This is a genomic window from Kitasatospora sp. NE20-6, from assembly GCF_045862635.1.
This window is the reverse complement of record NZ_BPRL01000033.1, coordinates 34,200-52,087: the sequence shown is the minus strand read 5'-3', so window position 1 is coordinate 52,087 and position 17,888 is coordinate 34,200. Positions and strand designations below refer to the sequence as shown.

Here is a 17,888-nt window from a genome sequence, read left to right as displayed (position 1 = left end):
ACGCGCGCGGGCCCCGCGACCCCGTCGGGGTGGCGGGGCCCGCGGCCTGTGCGGGGTCAGTTCTCCAGGAAGCTGAGCATGTCGTCGGCGTGCTCCTCCTCGGCGGCGAGGACGGTCTCCAGGATGCGCTTGGTGGTCGGGTCGCCGTCGCCGAGCCAGGTGATCATCTCGGTGTAGGTGGCGACCGCGATCCGTTCGGCGACGAGGTTCTCCTGGATCATCTGCTTCAGGTCGGCGGCGGGTACGTACTCGGCGTGCGAGCGGCCGACGACGCGCGCCGGGTCCATGTCGGGCGTGCCGCCGAGCTGCGCGATGCGGGCGGCCAGCAGGTCGGCGTGGCCCTGCTCCTCGTTCGAGTGCTCCAGGAACTCCTGCGCGACGGGCTCGGAGTTGAGGCCCTTCGCCATGTAGTGGTGCTGGCGGTAGCGCAGGGTGCAGACGATCTCGGTGGCGAGCGCGGTGTTGAGCATCTCGATCACGCGCGGGAGGTCGGCGCCGTACGCGGCGGTGACCGGACCGTCCATCATCTCCGAGCGGGCCCGGTCGCGGAGCGCGTGGACGTCCGTCAGGAATTCGGCCATGGTGTTCTCCCTGCCTGGTCGGGCGGTAGGTGACGCGGGGCGCCTGCCCGGGGCGTGCCGGGGCAAACACCCCTGCCCGGGGACGGATGGCACGGCCGCGGCGGGGCACACGGGGCGCATGACGACGACACGGGCGGTCACCGCCTGCCGACGGATAGCGCTGCCGCTGCTGGCGCAGGCGGTCCTGGTGGTCCTGGTGGGCCTGCTGATCACCCATCCGCCGCACGGCTGGTGGGATCCTGCCGCGGACGGCCTCACCGGCCGGCTCGCGGAGCTGCGCACGCCCGCGGCGACCCGCGCGAGTGCCTGGTTCTCCCTGATGGGAAGTACCGGGGCCGTGGTGGCGGTGACGATCCTGACCGTGGCGGTGCTCCTGCTCGGGAGTCGGCTGCGGCGGTGGCGGGAGGCCTCGTTCCTCGCCTGTGCGGTCTCCGCGCAGGCCCTGGTCTTCCTGCTGGCGACGGTCTGCGTGGAGCGCGCCAGGCCCGACGTGGTGCGGCTCGACGCCTCGCCGCCCACGTCGAGCTTCCCCTCCGGGCACACCGGCGCGGCCATGGCGCTGTACGGCGGTCTCGCGGTGCTGGCGGCCCTGTGCGTCACGGGCCGGTGGCGGGTGCCGCTGTGCGTGCTGGCCGGACTCGTGCCGCTGCTGGTCGGGGCGAGCCGGCTGTACCGGGGCATGCACCACCCGGGTGACGTGCTGACGGGCCTGCTGAACGGCGCGGGCGTCCTGTGGATCATGTGGCGGGCGTTCCTCGACGGCCGTGAGGAGCAGGCTGCCACCGCTGCCGGATCCGCCTCCGCCGTACCGGCCTCCGGTGCGACCGGGCCCGTCGGCGACCCGGTGGAGGCGCCGGACGGACGGCCCAGCGCCGTCGTCGTCCACCAGCCGCAGCTCGTCGACCGCCGGACCCTCGACGAGATCTGCCGCGTCCTCGCCCGGCACGGCCACCCCCGGCCCCGGATCATCGCCACCACCGCCGAGGACCCCGGTCGCGGGGCGGCCGCCCGGGCCGTGGCGGAGGGCGTCCCGCTGGTCGTCGCCTGCGGCGGCGACGGCACGGTGACGGCCTGCGCGGGCGCGCTCGCCGGCTCCGCGACGGCCCTCGCCGTGGTGCCCTGCGGCACCGGCAACCTCCTCGCCCGCAACCTGCGGCTGCCGTCACGCCCCGGCCGGGCCCTCGACACCGCCCTCGCCGCCGGAACCCGCCGGATCGACCTCGCGCGCACCGAGGGCGACGGACTCGACACCACCCGCGTCAGCGCGATGGCCGGGATCGGCCTCGACGCGGCGATCATGGCGGACACCGGCCGCACCGCGAAGCGCCGGCTCGGCTGGCCCGCCTACCTGCTGCCCGTGGCCCGGCACCTCGGCGACCGGCGGATGGCGGTCACCGTGACCCTCGACGACCGGCCGCCGCTGCACCGCCACGCCGACATGGCCCTGATCGGCAACGTGGGCGCGCTCCAGGGCGGGGTGCGCCTGCTGCCCGACGCCGAACCCGACGACGGGCTGCTCGACCTCGTCCTGCTGCACCCGCGCGGGCCGGGCGGCTGGCTCGCGGCCGTCGCGCAGCTGGCGACGGGCCGCCACCGGGCGCCGCACGACGGCTCCCCCCGCACCGGCGCGCCGTTCGAGCACTTCCGGGCCCGCCGCATCGCCCTGCACCTCGACGCCGACCGCCCGCGGGAACTCGACGGCGAGCCGGTGGCCCCCGGACGCACCCTCACGCTGACCGTCGAACCGGCCGCCCTGCTCGTGCACGCGCCGCAGCCCGCCCGGCGACCCGTCCGGCGACCCACCCGGCGATCCGCCGCCCCGGACGCCCCGGACGCCCCGGCACATCCGACGGGCCGGACCGGGCCGCCGGTCGCCGTGCCCACCGAGAGGAGCAGCTGATGGGTACCGCCACCCGGGTCGGCCGCCGAGGCCCGTCCGGCGAGGAGCTCTCCGCCGACGAGGCCGTCGAGACACTGCGCGGCCGCGGCCGACGGCAGCTGCTCGTGGACGCCTTCGTCCGGTTCCGCTACGCCGACGGGTTCAGCCATGCCCGGGCGCTCGCCTTCCAGACCGTGCTGGCGATCGTGCCGTTCGTGATCGCCGTGGTCGGGCTGTCGTCGTCGCTGCACACGCAGCAGATCGGCGAGGTCACCGAGCTCACCCTCGGCCGGCTCGCCACGGGCCCCAGCTCCGACCTCGTGCACGAGCTGCTGCGGCGGAGCCGTGAGCGGGCCGGCGACGGCGGCACACTGGCCCTCTGGTTCGGCGCGGTGTTCTCGCTCGCCAACCTCGCCACCGCGATGTGCCAGATCGAGCGCGGCGCGAACCGCATCTACGGCATCGAGCGCGACCGGCCCTTCCACCGCAAGTACGGTCGCGGCCTGCTGATGGCCCTGATCGCAGGGCTGCCGCTCGGCCTGGGCTTCGTCGTGCTGCTGGCCGGGCGCGAGATCGCCGCCTCGGTCACCGAGGTCTACGGCCTGGGCGACGGTGTCGCCGCCGTCTGGGCGGTGCTGCGGTGGCCGGTCGGGCTCCTGGCGGCGCTGCTGGCGTCCTGCGTGATCTTCCGGCGTGCGCCGCGTCGCAGGCAGCCCGGCTACAGCTGGCTGGCGTTCGGCGCCGCCGTGCACCTGGTGCTGTGGGTGGGGCTCACCCTGCTGCTGGGCGCGTACCTGCGGCTCAGCGGTTCCTTCGACGCGGTGTACGGGCCGCTGAGCGTGTTCTTCTCGCTCCTCGTGTGGGCGTACCTGACCGCCCTCGCGCTGCTGCTCGGGATCTCCTTCGCCGCCCAGCTGGAGGCGGACCGCACCGGACGGCAGGCACCCGTCCGGCCGGATCCGGGTGCCTGAGGAAGCCGGATCGGGGTATCCGGAATGCCGATGACTCCTCCCTCCCGCGCGCCCCGCCCCGCCCCCGCCCGCCTCGCACGCACCCGCAGCGCCGCGGCCCGCTGGCGGTCCTGGCCCGCCGACCGCCGGTTCGGCGTACGGCTGGCCGCCTCGGTCCTCGCCTTCACCGTGGCGGCGGTGCCCGCCGGCGTCCTGCTGGCCCTGGTCGAGGCGCACTGGGAACCGCTGGGCGACCTCGACCGGCGCACCGCCCTGCAGCTGCACACCGCCGTGCTCGGACACCCCGCGCTGCTGCGGCTGCTGCGGGTCCTCAGCGACCTGGTCTGGGATCCCTGGACGATGCGCCTCCTCGTCGCGGCCACCGTCGGCTGGCTCCTCGTCCGCCGGGCGTGGCGGCTGGCCGTGTGGGCGGCGGCGACGGCGGTGGCGGCCGGGGTGATCGGGCTGCTGGTGAAGGTGGCCGTCGCCCGGGTGCGGCCGAACCTGCCGGAGCCGGTCGCGCACGCCGCCGGCTACTCCTTCCCGTCCGGCCACGCGATGACGGCCGCGAGCTCCTGCGCGATCCTGCTGCTCGTCCTCCTGCCGGTGATGCCCCGCGTGGTGAAGCCGTTGGCCTGGGCGGTGGCCGCCGTGTCGGTCGCCGGGGTGGGGTTCACCCGGGTCGCGCTGGGCGTGCACTGGGTGAGCGACGTGCTGGGCGGCTGGCTGCTGGGCCTGGCGCTGGTGGCCGCCACCGCCTGGGCCTTCGAGGCCTGGCGGCTGGACACCGGACGCCGGGTGCCGCCGGTGGGCGAGGGCCTGGAACCGGAACTGGGACGGACCGACGGCCTGCCCCCCGAGGAGGCCGGACCGGCCGGCCCGCCCCCGGCCGCCTGAGCCCGCACCCTGTCGGCCCGCCGTCCCGCCGTCCCGCCGTCCTGCCGTCCTGCGGCCGGGAAAACCGCCTTGACGCCGTCCCTAGGCTCGGGACGATGACCGACGACGATCTCAGAAGCCGCCTGCTCGCGGCGTACGACGACCAGATGCGGGGCTTCTCCTCGGGGCCCGACACCGTGCAGGACCACGACGGCTGCGTGGTGCGCCTGACCGGCGGCCACCGCGGGTTCGTGAGCACCCCGCGCGACGTCGGGGTGCGCGGCGCCGGCCTCGACGCCCTGATCGCCCGCCAGACGGCGCACTTCGCCGCGCACGGCCAGGCCTTCGAATGGAAGACCCGCGGCCACGACCTGCCGGCCGACCTGCCCGACCGGCTGCTCGCCGCGGGCTTCGCCGCCGAGCCGCGCGAGACGGTGCTCGTCGGCGCGGCCGCCGACCTCGCCGCCGACGCGGCGCCGCCCGCCGGGGTGGCGGTCCGCCGCACCGCCGACCCGGCCGACCTGCCGCGGATCGCCGCCATGGAGACCGCCGTGTGGGGCGAGGACATGGGGTTCCTCGCCGACCACCTGCTCGGCCTGTTGACCGCCCGCCCCGACGAGGTGGCCGTGCTCGTCGCCGAGGCCGACGGGGAGGTCGTGTCGGCCGCGTGGCTGATGCTCGACCGCGACCGCGAGTTCGCCGGGCTGCGGGGCGGTTCGACGCTCCCCGCATGGCGCGGCCGGGGCGTCTACCGCACCCTGGTGGCGCACCGCGCCCGGCTCGCCCTGGAGCACGGCCACCGCTACCTGCACGTCGACGCCTCCGACGACAGCAGCCCCATCCTGCAGCGCCTCGGCCTGACCGCGATCACCACGACCACGCCGTACGTCTGGACGCCCCCGGCCTGACCACCGGACCGGGACCACACCCGCGCGCGCCCCTGCAGCCCGTTCCGGCTGCGGGGGCGCGCGCATGTCACCCGTGCGTGTGATCACGCCCCGGATCCGCCCCCGCCGTACGGGGAGCGCGCCCACAATCGGCCGGGTGGACGACGACGACTGCCCACCCCCGCCGCCCTGCCCACCACCGCCCCCGCCTCCGCCTCCACCACCGTCCCCGCCGTGCCCGACGCCGACGGAGACCCCGACCGCGACGCCCACGCCCAGCCCCACGCCGAGCCCCACGCCCACGGTGACCCCGGGCCCGAGCGCGTCCGCGACACCGGCCGTGCACCACGCCGCCCCGGCGGCCCACCCCCGGCCGCAGCAGCACCCGCGTCCGCACACGGCCGCGCCGGCCGCCGTCCGCACCTCGCCGCCGCCACCGGCGGCCCAGGCACCGCCGCCCGCCCTCTCGCCGCCCGCCCCCGCGCCGTCGACCTTCGCGACCACGGCCGTCGCGTCCCCCGCCCCCGCGCCGCCGGCCGCCGCGCCCGCACCGGGGATCGACCCGGTGGTGTGGTCGGTCGTGCTGCTGATCGTCGTCCTCGCACCGGCCGCCCTGGCGGCCCTGCTCCATCCCGTCCAGCACCCGCGGAGCCGCACGTGAACCCGCTCGCCCTGCTCGGCGCCCTCGCCGCGCTGACCGTCGCCGTCGCCGGACTCGCCGTCGCCCACCGGCTGCGCCCCGCCGTGCCGGAGGGGGAGCCGGCCCCCGAGCCGCACACCGTGCTGTCGACGATCGGCTCCGGCCTGCTCTCCGGCTTCGTCCTGCTCACGGGCTTCCTGGTGGCCACCGGCTGGGCGGCCCGCACCACGCACGTCCTTCCCCCGGTCGGCCTCTACGCGGCCGACATCTGCGCCGGCGCGGCCGTCCTGCTGTACCCGGCCCTGGCCGGCCTGCCCTTCACCGCCCGGCACGTCACCGCCGTCGCCTTCTTCGGGGCGCTGGTCGGCTACACCCTCACCGCGGCCGTCCAGCTGAGGCCCTGACCTGCCGATAGCCTGGGCGTGTCGGGTGGGGCAGGGGCACCGAGCGGCAGATCGAGGACCCATGGCGAGGACGACGCCGGCACGCGGCCGGACCGGGCCGGGGCGGTGGCTGCGCGCCCGCGACCCGGAGCTGCGGACGACCTGGAACGCCGTCCGGGTCACCGCCGCCGCCTGCGGCGGCTTCTACCTCTGCCGGTACGGGCTGCACCAGCCGGTGGCCGCGATCTACGCGGTGTTCGGCCCGGTGTCGCTGGGCGTCCTCGCCCGGCTGGGCGGCGGGGCCCGGCAGCGGGCCCGCACCCTGCTGGCCGCCCTCCCCGCCGCGTACGTGCTGGTGGTGCTCGGCACGCTGCTGGCGGTGCACTCCTGGGCCGCCGCCCTCGGCATGCTGGCCGTCGGCTTCACCGTCTCGTACGCCTCCGTCGGCGGCCCGCGCCTGGTGGGGCTCGCCAACGGCCTGCAGCTGTTCTACATCCTGCCGTGCTTCCCGCCGTACGATCCCGGATCGCTGCCGCACCGGCTGGCCGGGCTCACCGTCGGTGTCGTGCTGCTGGCCGCCGCCGAGCTGCTGCTCCGGCCGACCGGCCCGCCCGTCGACTACCGGGACCGGCTGGCCCGGGCCGCGGAGGCGGTCGCCGGCCTCGCCGACCGCACCGCCACCGCCTGCGCGGACGGCACCGCCGGTCCACTCCGGGACGCGCCCGCTGATCCTTGTCCGGCCCTCCTCGACGAGCTGCGCCTCTCCCGGATCCCCGTGATGGAGCGGCCCGCCTCCGCGGGCGCCGTCGACCGTGCGCTCGGCCACGGCGCCACCGCCCTGCGGTACACCCATGCCAGGCTCCGGCAGCTCGGCAGGGCGGCGGCGCACGGGCCGTGCCCGGCCGCCGCCGGTCCGCTGCGGGAGGCCGCCACGGCCCTCCGGGACGCCGCAGCGGGGCTGCGGCCCGGCGGCCCGGTGCCGGAGACGCAGCGGATCGAGCACGGCATCACCGCCTTCGAGCGGCACCGCACCACCGCCGGGGACAGCCCCACCGGCGCAGCCCCGGGCGCCCTCGCGCTGGACACCGCGGAGGGCGCCCGCTTCCTCGTCCTCGCCGTGCGGGTCACCCGCCGGGCCCCGCTGCCGCCCGACGCGACGCCGCCCGGCCTGCGGCCCGGCCCGTTCTGGTACGCGTACCGGTCGGCGCCCCGGCTGTGGTGGGCGAGGTTCCGCGCCAACCTGACGCCGCGGTCGGTCTTCCTGCAGAACGCGGTGCGCACCGCCCTCGCGCTCGCCGCCGCCCGGCTCGCGGCAGGGGCCCTCGACCTCACGCACGGCTTCTGGGTGATGCTGGCGACCCTCACCCTCATGCGGACGAGCGCCGCCGACACCCGGACCACGCTGCGGCCCGCCCTGACCGGGACGGCCCTCGGCGCCGTGGTCGCGGCCGTCCTGCTCGTCACGGCCGGGCAGCGCCCGGAGGTGTACGCGGCCGTGCTGCCCGCCGTCATGCTGGTCGCCTTCACGGTCGGGCCGCTGCTCGGCCCGGCCTGGGCGCAGGGCACCTTCACCGTGGTGGTGGCGACCGTCTTCGGCCAGCTCGCACCCGCGAGCTGGCAGCTCGCCGAGGCCCGGGTGCTCGACGTGGTCACCGGGGCGTGCGTGGGCGTCCTCGCCGGCGCCTGCGCCTGGCCCCGCGGAGGCGGCGGCGAGCTGCGGCGGCGCGCCGCCGAACTCCTCGCCGACTGCGCCGACGCGCTCCGCGAGACGGTCGCCGTGCTCACCACCGGCGGCCCCGCCACCGGCGCACTGCGGCGCGCACGGCGCAGCGCCGTCCTCGCCGAGGCGACGTACGCGCAGTACCGGTCGGAGCGGCACGACCGGGCCGGTGAGGGGCCCGACTGGCAGGCGGTGCTGCTGGCCGGGCAGCACGCGGTGCGCGGCACCGAGCCGCTGCTCGCACGGCTCGGACCGGGCTCGGTGCCGCGGTCGGTGGAGGCCCCGGCGGAGGCGGTGGCGGAGGCGTTCGAACAGCGGGCCGTGGCGCTGCGCCGCCGGGCCGTGCGCGGTGCCGCGCCGACGGCGGCCTCCGGGCCGTCCGCGCCGGAGGGGCTGCACGCGGTGGACGTCGAGGTGTGGCTGGACGGCCTGCTCGACGACCTCGCTGCGGCCGACGAGCCCGTGGGTGCGGGGCATCTCGTCGCCGGGGGCACGAACTCCACCTGAGTGCCGGGCACCGGTCCCGTCCACGGGGTGCGGCCCGCGACGTCGACGGTCACACGGCGCGCCCGCCGTGCGGCGCCGATGGGCAGGAAGCGACGGAACGCGTAGTCAGGTCGGGGCAGGCGAAGGTAGCGTCAGGCACCTCGGGTCCTGCGGACGGGCAGTACGAGGACTTCCACCGCCGGAGGACCTCGGCCCCACCCGGCCGCCGACGCGCACCCCGCCCACGCCCTCAACGGCGAAGAGCCCCTTCAGGAGCCGACGATGGATGACGACCTTCAGCTGATCAGCGACGGCGACGGCCTGGCTGTCATCGGAGACCCGGCGGCTGTCGAACGCTTCCTCGTCTCCGAAAGACTGCCGTCGAAGGACCTCGGACTGCCGAGGCTCAGGTCCACCCTCGGCGCCGTGGCCGGAGCCGCACAGGCGGGTTCCGACATCGCAGCCGCCTCGGGTCGCTGGGTGAAGCTGACCGAGCAGTCAGCGCAGGCCCTCAAGAAGTACGGGCTGATGAAAGGCTCGCATGCGGGTGCCAGCCGTGCCGTGTTGACGGAGAACGGCAGGATCAAGGGACTCCTCGAACTGGCGAAGCCCGGATCGTCCCTGGCCAACCCGGCGTTCCTGGCCGGTGCCGCGGGGCTCATGGCGCAGCTTGCGATGCAGCAGACCATGGACGAGATCACCGACTATCTCGCCTCGATCGACGAGAAGGTCGACGACGTGCTCCGCGCCCAGAAGGACGCGGTGCTGGCGGACATGATCGGAGCGGGCTTCGTCATCGAGGAGGCCCTGACCGTCCGGGAGCAGGTGGGTCGGGTCTCCGAGGTCACGTGGTCGAAGGTGCAGGCCACGTCGATGACGATCGCGCGGACCCAGGCCTACGCGCTGCGTCAACTCGACGTGCTCACCGAGAAGATCGAGCACAGGACGACGATCGGTGATCTCGCCAGGGCGTCCAGGGACGCCGAGGTCACGGTCCGGGAGTGGCTCGCCGTTCTGGCTCGTTGCTTCCAGCTGCACGACGCGGTCTCCGTGCTCGAACTCGACCGCGTGCTGGACACGTCGCCGGACGAGCTGGACCGGCATCGCCTCGCACTCCGGACCGCCCGGCAGAACCGGATGGAGCTCATCTCACGGAGCACCGGGCGGCTGATGGCCCGCGTGGGTGCGGCTGTCGGCACGGCCAACACGAAGGTGCTGCTGCACCCGACCATGTCCCCGGCCGTGGTGCAGTCGGGCAATCACGTCGCGATCGCCGTCGTCGACTTCCACGGACGGCTGGGCATCGAGCGCGGTCAACAGTCGTTGGACGCCCGACGGTGGGCGGAGGCGGCCGCGGAGGCGAGGGACAAGGTGCTCGAGACGGGAGCGGAGGGCGTCGACGCCGCCAGGCGCATCGGTATCGAGACCTTCGTCCGGGCCAGATCGGTGACGGGCAATCTCTCGAGCGGGATTGCCGGGCGGGTGCTCCGTCGACGCGGGGGCGACGGGGAACGCGACGGGGAAGGCTGAGACGCCGGAGACGAACGCGCCGGCGGATTCGGCCCCCTGCACCCTCGATCGCGACGGGCTCCGGTCCCGCCGGCGTCTCAGGACCGGGGGGTGTACCTCTCGGTCAGCAGGCGGAACAGCCTCAGGTTCGGGAACTGCGCGGCCTGCTGTCGGCGCCAGGTGCCGCCCGCACTCCGTTCGATCAGGATGACGCCGTCGGTCGCGTGGCCGGCGATCCGGACCTCGGCCCAGGGCAGCCGGTCGGTGCCGGCGGCCAGGCCGTCCGCGTCGAGGCGCAGTGCACCGAACCGCACGGGGGTTCCGGCCTCGATCGAGGCGAGGGCGGCGGGCAGTTGCGCCCGGGCGACACCCTCCTCGATGCGGTCGAGGAGGGAGAAGAGGCCTTCGATGCGCTGCGAGGAGAGGATGGTCCGCTGCCCGTTGCCCAGGGTGAGGTGGCAGGTCTGCACGAAGGAGCCGAGCCCGCCCCCGCTGAGGACCCGGATCTCGGTGACGTCGTCCCACAGCAGCGCGTCCTGGGTGCGGCCGCCGCTGCTGTGGACGAGTCCGCCGGTGTGCACCACGAGGAGCTGGTCGGTCAGGCCCTTGCGCCTGGCGGGGGTGCGGAGGGCGAACCCGAGCAGCACGACCAGCACCACGGTGGAGAGGAGGGAGAGGATGATCAGCAGCGGCTGACCGCTCAGCACGCCGACCATGAAGAGGCCGTACACGAGGAACGCCGGCACCAGCAGCCGGGAGGCGCGGGGTTCCCGGTCCAGTGTCGGCTGCCCGGCGGACGCGACCGGAGGGCCGAGTGCGCCCCAGGCCGCCGCACCGTCGGAGGGCGCCGGCGGGAATCCCGGTGCACGGCCCATGCAGCGTCTCCTCGGGTCGGGGGCAACCCGTATAGTCTGCCCGATCGGCGCACCGCGACACCATGCCTCCTTGCAGACAACCGGCTTGCGGAAGAGGTCGTCTGACACACCGACAGCGCAGGCCGATCCGGTACGGCAGGGTCGGTGGCGGCCCGACGGAAACAGTGTTCAGCCCGTCCCCGAACACTCCGCCTGCGGCACCTACGGCTCCAGGCGGGGGTCGTCGATGTCGACCGTGGCGACCCCGGGCGGATACAGCTCCGCACGGGCCGTCAGGATCAGGTGCTGCAGCGGACGCACCGGGGTGGGCAGGCTCGTCGTGATGGCGTGGGCCAGATCCTGGCCGCCGTACCCGTCGCGGACCATGGCCGCCACCACCACGGCCGTGCTCGCGTCCAGGGGCTCGAACTCCAGCGCGGGCAGCGCCAGGACCGCCTGCGCGGCACCCTCGTCCTTGATCTCGGCCTCGACCAGGCACAGCACCGGGACCAGCAGATGCCGGAACGGGCTGCGCAACGCGGAGTCCACGATCCGGTGCAGGCGCGAGTGGCCGGCGGCCAGCGCGGCCAGGGCGCTGGAATCCAGGATGATCACGCGCTGCGCCGGGGGGTGACCTTGGCGCGTGCGTCCGCCGCGGCGATGTCGTACACCCGCTGGAGCATGTCCGGGCCCTGGTCCAGCTCCGTGTCGGGGAGGGTCATCCCGAAGTGCTCCCGCAGCAGCCGGCGGCCCTCGGCGACACGCTCGGCGATCTGCTCCGCGGTGGGCTGCTGCTCCACGAGCAGGGCCACCTGAGCGCCGATCGTGGTGCCGTGAGCCGCCGCGAGGGCGGCCAGGCGGTCACGGGTGTCAGGGGAAACCTTGATCGTCGCGTCGGCCATACCCCGATCGTACACCGTCGGTACACCGATGGTGTACGGGTGTCGGGTCGGGAAAGCAGCCCGGTTCGGCCCTGCCGGGGTTCGCCGGGGCCGTTTCCCTCCCGGTGACGGTGACGGTGTCGTCCGTTCCGTCCGGCCGGGACGCCGCCCGGGCGCGGACGCCTCCGGCGGGGGTGCGGCTCCCCCCACCGGAGGGAGGCTGCGGAGACGCAGGCGGGGCGCCACGTGCCGATCTGTCAGGCAAGGTGCGGGAAGCGGTACTCGGTGCGGCTGGTGAGGGTCTCGCCGGGCCGCAGCACGGTGCTGGGGTAGTCGGGGTGGTTGGGGGCGTCGGGGTGGTGCTGGGTCTCCAGGCAGATCGCGGCGTGCCGGCCGTAGGGGCGGCCGTCGGGGCCGGTGAGGGAGCCGTCGAGCTGGTTGCCGGTGTAGACCTGGACGCCGGGTTCGGTGGTCCACACCTCCAGGGTGCGGGTGCCGTGCGGGGCGGTGAGGCGGGCGGCCCGGCGGAGTCCGGCGGTCTCGCCGGGGGTCTCGTCCGCGGTCTCGCCGGGGGTGCGCAGGACGAAGCAGTGGTCGAAGCCGCCGGCGGTCCGCAGCTGGGCGTCCGGGCGGTCGAGGGCGTCGCCGATCCGCTGCGGGGCGGTGAGGTCGAAGGCGGTGCCGGCCACGGGTACGGGCGGGCCGGTGGGGATGCCGTCGGCGTCGACGGGCAGGTAGGCGGGCGCGTCGACCTGCAGGGTGTGACCGAGCACGTCGGGGCCGTCGGCGAGGGTGAAGTAGGCGTGGTTGGTGAGGTTGACGACGGTGGGCCGGTCGGTGGTGGCGGTCCAGTCGAGGGCGAGGGTGCCGTCCGCGGTGAGGGTGTAGATGGCGGTGACGTCGAGGGTGCCGGGGAAGCCCATGTCGCCGTGCGGGCTGCGGAGGGTGAGCCGGAGGGCGGCCGTGTCGCCGTCGCCGGCCGGTTCGGCGTGCCAGACCCGGGCGTCGAAGCCGTCCGGGCCGCCGTGCAGGGCGTGGCCGCGGTCGTTGACGGGGATGTGGTGCGCGCTGCCGTCGAGGGTGAAGCGGCCGCGGGCGATGCGGTTGGCGTAGCGGCCGACGAGGGCGCCGAAGTAGGGGCTCTTCTCGGCGTACTGCTCGACGGTGGGGAGGGACAGGACGACGGTCGCGCCGTCACCGGCGGTGTCGGGGACGACGAGCCGGTGCAGGATGCCGCCGTAGGTGAGGATCTCGGCGTGCACACCGGTGCCGGGGTCGAGCCGCCAGGCGTCGACGGCGGTGCCGCCGGGGGCGGTGCCGAACGGCCGGCGGCGGACGGTGGGTCGGGGCATGGTCGTTCCCTCGGGGGGCGGGCGTGGCCCGGCGGGCCGGGCCGGACGCGACAGGTGGTCGGGGGCGGGCCGGCGGAGCGGCCCGGTGGAGCATCCGGTGGCGGTGCGTCAGTCCGCGGGGCCTCCGGTGGAGCCGCGGACGACGAGGCGGTAGCCGGGCCGTTCGCGCCGCGGTTCGGCGGGTGGCTGCCCGGTGAGCCGGGCGACGAGCCGGTCGACGGCGAGGCGGGCGATGGCGAGCTTGTCGGGCGAGATGGTGGTGAGGGGGACGGCGGCGAACCGGCCGTCCTCGATGTCGTCGAAGCCGGCGACCGCGACGTCCTCGGGGATGCGCAGGCCGCGTTCGGTGAGGGTGCGCATCGCGCCGATGGCGATGAGGTCGTTGTAGGCGAACACCGCGTCGGGGCGTTCGCCGCGGTCGAGGAGGGCGGCCATGGCGACGGCGCCGTCGGCCCGGCCGTAGCCGTCGGTGACGACGACCAGCGACTCGTCGGGGACGATGCCGGCCGCCTGCAGTTCCTCGTGCCAGCCGCGCATCCGCATGTGGGCGGGCTGGCGCTCGTGGCCGGTGCGGGAGCCGAGGAAGGCGATCCGCCGGTGTCCGAGGGAGAGCAGGTGGCGGACGGCCTCCCGGGCGGCGGCGATGTTGTCGATGGCGATGTGGTCGTACGGTGCCTCGTACTCGCGCTCGCCGAGCAGCACCAGCGGCACGGTCTCGTCGCGGCCGGTGAGGTCCTCGGTCTCCAGGTGGATGGGGCTGAGGATGAGCCCGTCGATCACGTGGGAGCTGAAGCCGCCGCTGACGTGGATCTCGCGCTCGCGGCGGCCCGCGGTGTGGTCGACCAGCACCGTGTAGTCGTGCCGGGCGGCGGCGTCGATGACGGCGCCGGCGAGTTCGGCGAAGTACGGGTTGCCGAGCTCGGGCACGGCCAGCGCGATGATGCCGGTGCGGCCCTTGCGCAGGTGGCGGGCGGTCAGGTTGGGGCGGTAGCCGAGCTCGTCGATGGCCTTCTGCACCTTGGCCCGCATCTGCGGGGTGACGTGCGGATAGTGGTTGACCACGTTGGAGACGGTCTTGACGGAGACGCCCGCCCGCTGCGCGACGTCCTTGAGGCTGACGCCCACGGCACTCCTTCGTTGACGGGGACCGGGCCCCGGTGGTGCCCGGGACTCGGTGTACGGTTCCGGGCACCACCGGGCCGCCGGGGCGGCCGGGTGCCGCTCAGGTCGTTCTGCGGCCGCGGGCGAGGTAGCGCTGGGCGACCACGACCACGATGAGGAAGCCGCCGCTGACCACCGACTGGTAGGAGGAGTTCAGCGAGCCGATCTGGTTGATGAGGTTCTGGATGACGGCGAGCAGCAGGACGCCCCACAGGGTGCCGCTGACCGAGCCGGCGCCGCCGACCAGGAGCGTGCCGCCGATGACGACCGCGGAGATCGCGTCGAGCTCCATGCCGACACCGACGATGGTGACGCCGGAGGAGAGCCGGGCCGCGCTCAGCGCACCGGCGAGACCGGCCAGCAGGCCGCTGAGCAGGTAGACCGTGACCTTCGCGCGGGCGACCGGCAGGCCCATGAGGGTGGCCGCGTCGGCGCTGCCGCCGACGGCGAACAGCGTCTGCCCGAAGGAGGTGCGCTGCAGCAGCACACCGCCGAGGCCGAACAGGGCGAGGGCGATGAGCAGCGGGTACCCGAAGCCCCAGACGGTGCCCTGGCCGAGTTCGGCGAAGGCCGAGCCGCGCGGCACCAGGTAGGTGGTGGCGCCCTCCTGGGTGAGGGCGAGCAGCAGGCCGCGGGCGGCGAGCAGCGAGGCGAGGGTGACGATGAACGGTGCCATGCCGGCCCGGGCGACGAGCAGGCCGTTGACGGCGCCGATGGCGCCGCAGACGGCGATCGGCAGCAGCAGCGCGGGCACGATGCCCCACTGCGAGGCCCAGGCGGCGAGCACGCCGCCGAGGGCGAAGACCGAGCCCACGGAGAGGTCGATGCCGCCGGTGATGATCACCAGGGTCATGCCGAGGGCGACGATCGCGAGGAAGGACGCCTGGACGGTCACGCCGCGGGCGTTGTCCAGGGTGCCGAACGTCGGGTAGACGAAGGACGAGACGACGACGACCAGCAGCAGCACCGCCAGCACGCCCTGCCGCTGCAGGAGCGACAGGAGGCGCTCGCGTCCGGTCGGCCCGGCGGCCGCGCCGCTCGGGTCGGCGGGCGGGGCCGGGGGTGCGGACAGGCCGGCGGCGGGCTCGGGCAGGCCGAGTGCGGGGGTGGTGTTCATCGGGATCGGCGCTCCCGGGCGACGTAGACGGCGGCGAGGATGATGGCCGCCTGGGCGATCTGGGCGGTGGAGTCGGGCAGGTCGTGCTTGACGAGGGTGGCGCGCAGCAGCTGCATGAGCAGCGCGCCGGCGACGGTGCCGAGCACGCGGACGGAGCCGCCGGTCAGCGGGGTGCCGCCGACGACGACGGCGGTGATCGCGGACAGTTCCATCAGGGTGCCGAGCGAGGACGGGTCGCTGGCGGTGAGCCGCGCGGTGGCGAGCACGCCGGCGAGTGCGGCGAACACGCCGCACAGCACGTACACGCCGATGAGGAGGCGCTTGACGGGGAGTCCGGAGAGGGCGGCAGCGGCCCGGTTGCCGCCGACGGCGACGACCTGGCGTCCGAAGGTGGTGCGCTGCACCAGGAACGCGACGGCGAGGGCGAGGACGCCCGCGACGACGACGACCAGCGGGATGCCGAGGACGCTGTTGGTGCCGAGCGCCAGCAGGTCGGGGTTGACGATCTGCTTGAGCTGCCCGTCGGCGATGACGAGGGCCAGGCCGCGGCCGCCGACGAACAGGGCGAGGGTGGCCACGATGGGCTGCAGGCCGACGACGGACACCAGGGTGCCGTTGATCGCGCCGACCACGGCCCCGGCGAGCAGGGCGATCAGCAGGGCCGGCACCAGGCCGTAGCCGAGGTAGAGCGGCAGCAGGGCGGAGGCCAGCGCCATGGTGGAGCCGACGGAGAGGTCGACGCCCTCGGTGCCGATGACCAGCGCCATGCCGAGGGCGACGATCACCACGGGGGCGACCTGCACGAGCTGGGTGCGGAGGTTGTCGGTGGTGAGGAAGCGGTCGGTGAACAGCGCGTTGAACACCACCAGGGCCGCGAGCGCCGCGTAGACGCCGTACTCCTGGAACCACGCGGAGCTGGGCAGCCGGGTCAGGCCGCGCGCGGGGGCGGCGGTCGCCTGGGTCATCGGGGGTCCTCCTTGCCGGCGCTCGCCGGGCGGGGCTGGTCGGGTGCGGCGGGGGCCGGTCCGGCGGAGGGCGCGCCGTGGTCGGCGAGGACGGCGAGGAGTTCGCTCTCCCCCACCTGCTCGCCGGTGAGTTCGCCGGCGACGGCGCCGCTGCGCAGCACGACGATGCGGTCGGCGCCTTCGACGAGTTCCTCGATGTCGGAGGAGATCAGCAGGACGGCCAGTCCCTCCTGGGCGAGTTCGTCGATGAGGGCCTGCACCTCGGCCTTGGCGCCGACGTCGATGCCGCGGGTCGGCTCGTCGAGGAGCAGCACCGCGGGTTCGAGGCAGAGCCAGCGGGCGAGGAGCACCTTCTGCTGGTTGCCGCCGGAGAGTTCGGAGACCTTCTGCTCGGGACTGGAGGCCTTGATCCGCAGGCGTTCCATGAAGATCTTGACGACCTTGTCCTGCCGGGCGCGGGAGACGATCCCGGCGCGGGACAGCCGCGGCATGGCGGCCAGCACGATGTTCTCCCGTACCGACAGGCCGGGGATGATGCCCTCGGCCTTGCGGTCCTCGGGGAGCATGCTGATGCCTGCCCGGATGGCGCCCGCGGAGCTGGGGCGGCGCAGGGTGCGGCCGCCGACGGAGACGGTGCCGCCGTCGAGCGGGAGGGCTCCGGCGATGGCCTTGGCGGTCTCGCTGCGGCCGGAGCCGAGGAGGCCGCCGAGGCCGAGCACCTCGCCGGGGCGGAGCACGAGGGAGATGTCGTCCAGCTGGTGGCGGCGGGTGAGGCCGTCGGCGGTGAGGACGGGTTCGCGGGCGACGTCGTGCCCTTCGTCGCCGAAGCCGGTGACGCCGTGGCGGCGGACCTCGGTGATGTCGCGGCCGAGCATCATGGAGACCAGCTGCATGCGGTCGAGGTCGGCGAGGTCGCCGGTGTGGATGTGCCGGCCGTCACGGAGCACGGTGACGCGCTCGCACAGGCGGTAGAGCTCGTCCATGCGGTGGCTGACGTAGAGGATGGCGATGCCGCGGGCGCGGAGTTCGCCGACGACGCGGAAGAGCGTCTCCACCTCGCGCGGTTCCAGCGAGGAGGTCGGTTCGTCCATGACGACGACCTGCGCGTCGACGGAGACGGCGCGGGCGAGGGCCACCATCTGCTGGGTGCCGATGCCGAGGGTGTGCAGGGGGCGGCGCGGGTCGACGTCGATGCCGAACCCGGCGAGGAGTTCGGCGGCCTCGCGGTGCATCCGCGGGAAGTCGATGAGGCCGAGGCGCTTGACGGGTTCGCGGCCGAGGAAGATGTTCCGCGCCACGCTCATGAGCGGGACGAGGTTGACCTCCTGGTAGATGGTGGAGATGCCGGCCTGCTGGGCTTCGGACGGCCGGGCGAAGCTCACCGGGTTTCCGGAGAGCAGGAGTTCGCCGTCGTCCGGGCGGTGCACGCCGGTGAGCACCTTGATCAGGGTGGACTTGCCCGCCCCGTTCTCCCCCACGAGCGCGTGGGCCTCGCCGGGGCGCAGCGTGAAGGAGACGTCGTCGAGGGCCACCACGCCGGGGAATCGCTTGCTCACGCCGCGGGCCTCCAGCACGGGCGTCGCCGTGGGGAGGGCGGTGCCGGCGGGCCTGGTGGCCGCCGCTTCGGGGGGTGCCATGGTTCTGGCC

At 75.1% G+C, this 17,888-nt stretch carries 17 protein-coding genes; 8 read left to right on the top strand and 9 right to left on the bottom strand.

Annotated elements, in window-relative coordinates; all coding sequences use genetic code 11:
* Positions 1-56: 56 nt before the first annotated feature.
* Positions 57-581 (bottom strand): bacterioferritin, encoded by a 525-nt coding sequence (locus SNE206_RS22350; protein WP_407915248.1) that lies wholly within the window; start codon positions 579-581, stop codon positions 57-59.
* Between the two features lie 118 nt (positions 582-699).
* Between SNE206_RS22350 and SNE206_RS22345 the strand changes: the two genes are divergently transcribed.
* The 8 genes from SNE206_RS22345 (at position 700) to SNE206_RS22310 (ending at position 9,932) form a co-directional block, all read left to right on the top strand.
* Positions 700-2,481: a diacylglycerol kinase family protein gene (locus SNE206_RS22345; protein ID WP_407915247.1), complete on the top strand. Its 1,782-nt coding sequence runs from the start codon at positions 700-702 to the stop codon at positions 2,479-2,481.
* Positions 2,481-3,431 (top strand): YihY/virulence factor BrkB family protein, encoded by a 951-nt coding sequence (locus tag SNE206_RS22340; protein ID WP_407915246.1) that lies wholly within the window; start codon positions 2,481-2,483, stop codon positions 3,429-3,431. The genes SNE206_RS22345 and SNE206_RS22340 overlap by 1 nt, the downstream gene beginning before the upstream one ends.
* 30 nt (positions 3,432-3,461) lie before the next feature.
* Positions 3,462-4,307 (top strand): phosphatase PAP2 family protein, encoded by an 846-nt coding sequence (locus SNE206_RS22335; protein WP_407915245.1) that lies wholly within the window; start codon positions 3,462-3,464, stop codon positions 4,305-4,307.
* Between the two features lie 95 nt (positions 4,308-4,402).
* The gene (locus SNE206_RS22330) at positions 4,403-5,194 is read left to right on the top strand and encodes a GNAT family N-acetyltransferase (RefSeq protein ID WP_407915244.1); all 792 of its coding nucleotides are present in this window, start codon (positions 4,403-4,405) and stop codon (positions 5,192-5,194) included.
* Positions 5,195-5,513: 319 nt separating this feature from the next.
* Positions 5,514-5,834, top strand: a complete 321-nt coding sequence (locus SNE206_RS22325; RefSeq protein WP_407915243.1) for a hypothetical protein — start codon at positions 5,514-5,516, stop codon at positions 5,832-5,834.
* Positions 5,831-6,217 (top strand): hypothetical protein, encoded by a 387-nt coding sequence (locus tag SNE206_RS22320; RefSeq protein ID WP_407915242.1) that lies wholly within the window; start codon positions 5,831-5,833, stop codon positions 6,215-6,217. The genes SNE206_RS22325 and SNE206_RS22320 overlap by 4 nt, the downstream gene beginning before the upstream one ends.
* Positions 6,218-6,278: 61 nt before the next feature.
* On the top strand, positions 6,279-8,423 hold the full coding sequence (locus SNE206_RS22315; RefSeq protein ID WP_407915241.1) for an FUSC family protein: 2,145 nt from the start codon (positions 6,279-6,281) through the stop codon (positions 8,421-8,423).
* Positions 8,424-8,684: 261 nt separating this feature from the next.
* Positions 8,685-9,932, top strand: coding sequence for a hypothetical protein (locus SNE206_RS22310; RefSeq protein WP_407915240.1), 1,248 nt, complete (start codon positions 8,685-8,687; stop codon positions 9,930-9,932).
* 77 nt (positions 9,933-10,009) lie between these two features.
* Here the strand turns inward: SNE206_RS22310 and SNE206_RS22305 are convergent, their stop codons facing one another.
* The 8 genes from SNE206_RS22305 to SNE206_RS22270 all read right to left on the bottom strand — a co-directional run bounded on the left by SNE206_RS22305 (position 10,010) and on the right by SNE206_RS22270 (position 17,878).
* Complete coding sequence (locus tag SNE206_RS22305) at positions 10,010-10,786, bottom strand: DUF6585 family protein (protein WP_407915239.1); 777 nt, start codon at positions 10,784-10,786, stop codon at positions 10,010-10,012.
* Between the two features lie 201 nt (positions 10,787-10,987).
* Complete coding sequence (locus SNE206_RS22300) at positions 10,988-11,380, bottom strand: hypothetical protein (protein ID WP_407915238.1); 393 nt, start codon at positions 11,378-11,380, stop codon at positions 10,988-10,990.
* Positions 11,377-11,667 carry a hypothetical protein gene (locus SNE206_RS22295; RefSeq protein WP_407915237.1) on the bottom strand — a complete coding sequence of 97 codons (291 nt, stop codon included), beginning with the start codon at positions 11,665-11,667 and terminating at the stop codon, positions 11,377-11,379. Before SNE206_RS22295 ends, SNE206_RS22300 begins: the two co-directional genes overlap by 4 nt.
* Before the next feature lie 236 nt (positions 11,668-11,903).
* Positions 11,904-12,998, bottom strand: coding sequence for an aldose epimerase family protein (locus tag SNE206_RS22290; protein WP_407915236.1), 1,095 nt, complete (start codon positions 12,996-12,998; stop codon positions 11,904-11,906).
* Between the two features lie 108 nt (positions 12,999-13,106).
* Positions 13,107-14,123: a LacI family DNA-binding transcriptional regulator gene (locus SNE206_RS22285; RefSeq protein ID WP_407915235.1), complete on the bottom strand. Its 1,017-nt coding sequence runs from the start codon at positions 14,121-14,123 to the stop codon at positions 13,107-13,109.
* A gap of 97 nt (positions 14,124-14,220) precedes the next feature.
* The gene (locus SNE206_RS22280; RefSeq protein ID WP_407915234.1) at positions 14,221-15,276 is read right to left on the bottom strand and encodes an ABC transporter permease; all 1,056 of its coding nucleotides are present in this window, start codon (positions 15,274-15,276) and stop codon (positions 14,221-14,223) included.
* Complete coding sequence (locus SNE206_RS22275; protein ID WP_407915233.1) at positions 15,273-16,241, bottom strand: ABC transporter permease; 969 nt, start codon at positions 16,239-16,241, stop codon at positions 15,273-15,275. The genes SNE206_RS22280 and SNE206_RS22275 overlap by 4 nt, the downstream gene beginning before the upstream one ends.
* On the bottom strand, positions 16,238-17,878 hold the full coding sequence (locus SNE206_RS22270) for a sugar ABC transporter ATP-binding protein (protein ID WP_407915232.1): 1,641 nt from the start codon (positions 17,876-17,878) through the stop codon (positions 16,238-16,240). Before SNE206_RS22270 ends, SNE206_RS22275 begins: the two co-directional genes overlap by 4 nt.
* Positions 17,879-17,888: the final 10 nt, after the last annotated feature.

Excerpts from the sequence above, each read along its gene's own strand:
- SNE206_RS22315 (WP_407915241.1), top strand. The coding sequence starts at position 6,279 with ATGGCGAGGACGACGCCGGCACGCGGCCGGACCGGGCCGGGGCGGTGG.
- SNE206_RS22340 (WP_407915246.1), top strand. The coding sequence starts at position 2,481 with ATGGGTACCGCCACCCGGGTCGGCCGCCGAGGCCCGTCCGGCGAGGAG.
- SNE206_RS22280 (WP_407915234.1), bottom strand. The coding sequence starts at position 15,276 with ATGAACACCACCCCCGCACTCGGCCTGCCCGAGCCCGCCGCCGGCCTG.
- SNE206_RS22335 (WP_407915245.1), top strand. The coding sequence starts at position 3,462 with ATGACTCCTCCCTCCCGCGCGCCCCGCCCCGCCCCCGCCCGCCTCGCA.
- SNE206_RS22350 (WP_407915248.1), bottom strand. The coding sequence starts at position 581 with ATGGCCGAATTCCTGACGGACGTCCACGCGCTCCGCGACCGGGCCCGC.
- SNE206_RS22270 (WP_407915232.1), bottom strand. The coding sequence starts at position 17,878 with ATGGCACCCCCCGAAGCGGCGGCCACCAGGCCCGCCGGCACCGCCCTC.
- SNE206_RS22305 (WP_407915239.1), bottom strand. The coding sequence starts at position 10,786 with ATGGGCCGTGCACCGGGATTCCCGCCGGCGCCCTCCGACGGTGCGGCG.
- SNE206_RS22310 (WP_407915240.1), top strand. The coding sequence starts at position 8,685 with ATGGATGACGACCTTCAGCTGATCAGCGACGGCGACGGCCTGGCTGTC.
- SNE206_RS22275 (WP_407915233.1), bottom strand. The coding sequence starts at position 16,241 with ATGACCCAGGCGACCGCCGCCCCCGCGCGCGGCCTGACCCGGCTGCCC.
- SNE206_RS22295 (WP_407915237.1), bottom strand. The coding sequence starts at position 11,667 with ATGGCCGACGCGACGATCAAGGTTTCCCCTGACACCCGTGACCGCCTG.
- SNE206_RS22345 (WP_407915247.1), top strand. The coding sequence starts at position 700 with ATGACGACGACACGGGCGGTCACCGCCTGCCGACGGATAGCGCTGCCG.
- SNE206_RS22290 (WP_407915236.1), bottom strand. The coding sequence starts at position 12,998 with ATGCCCCGACCCACCGTCCGCCGCCGGCCGTTCGGCACCGCCCCCGGC.
- SNE206_RS22330 (WP_407915244.1), top strand. The coding sequence starts at position 4,403 with ATGACCGACGACGATCTCAGAAGCCGCCTGCTCGCGGCGTACGACGAC.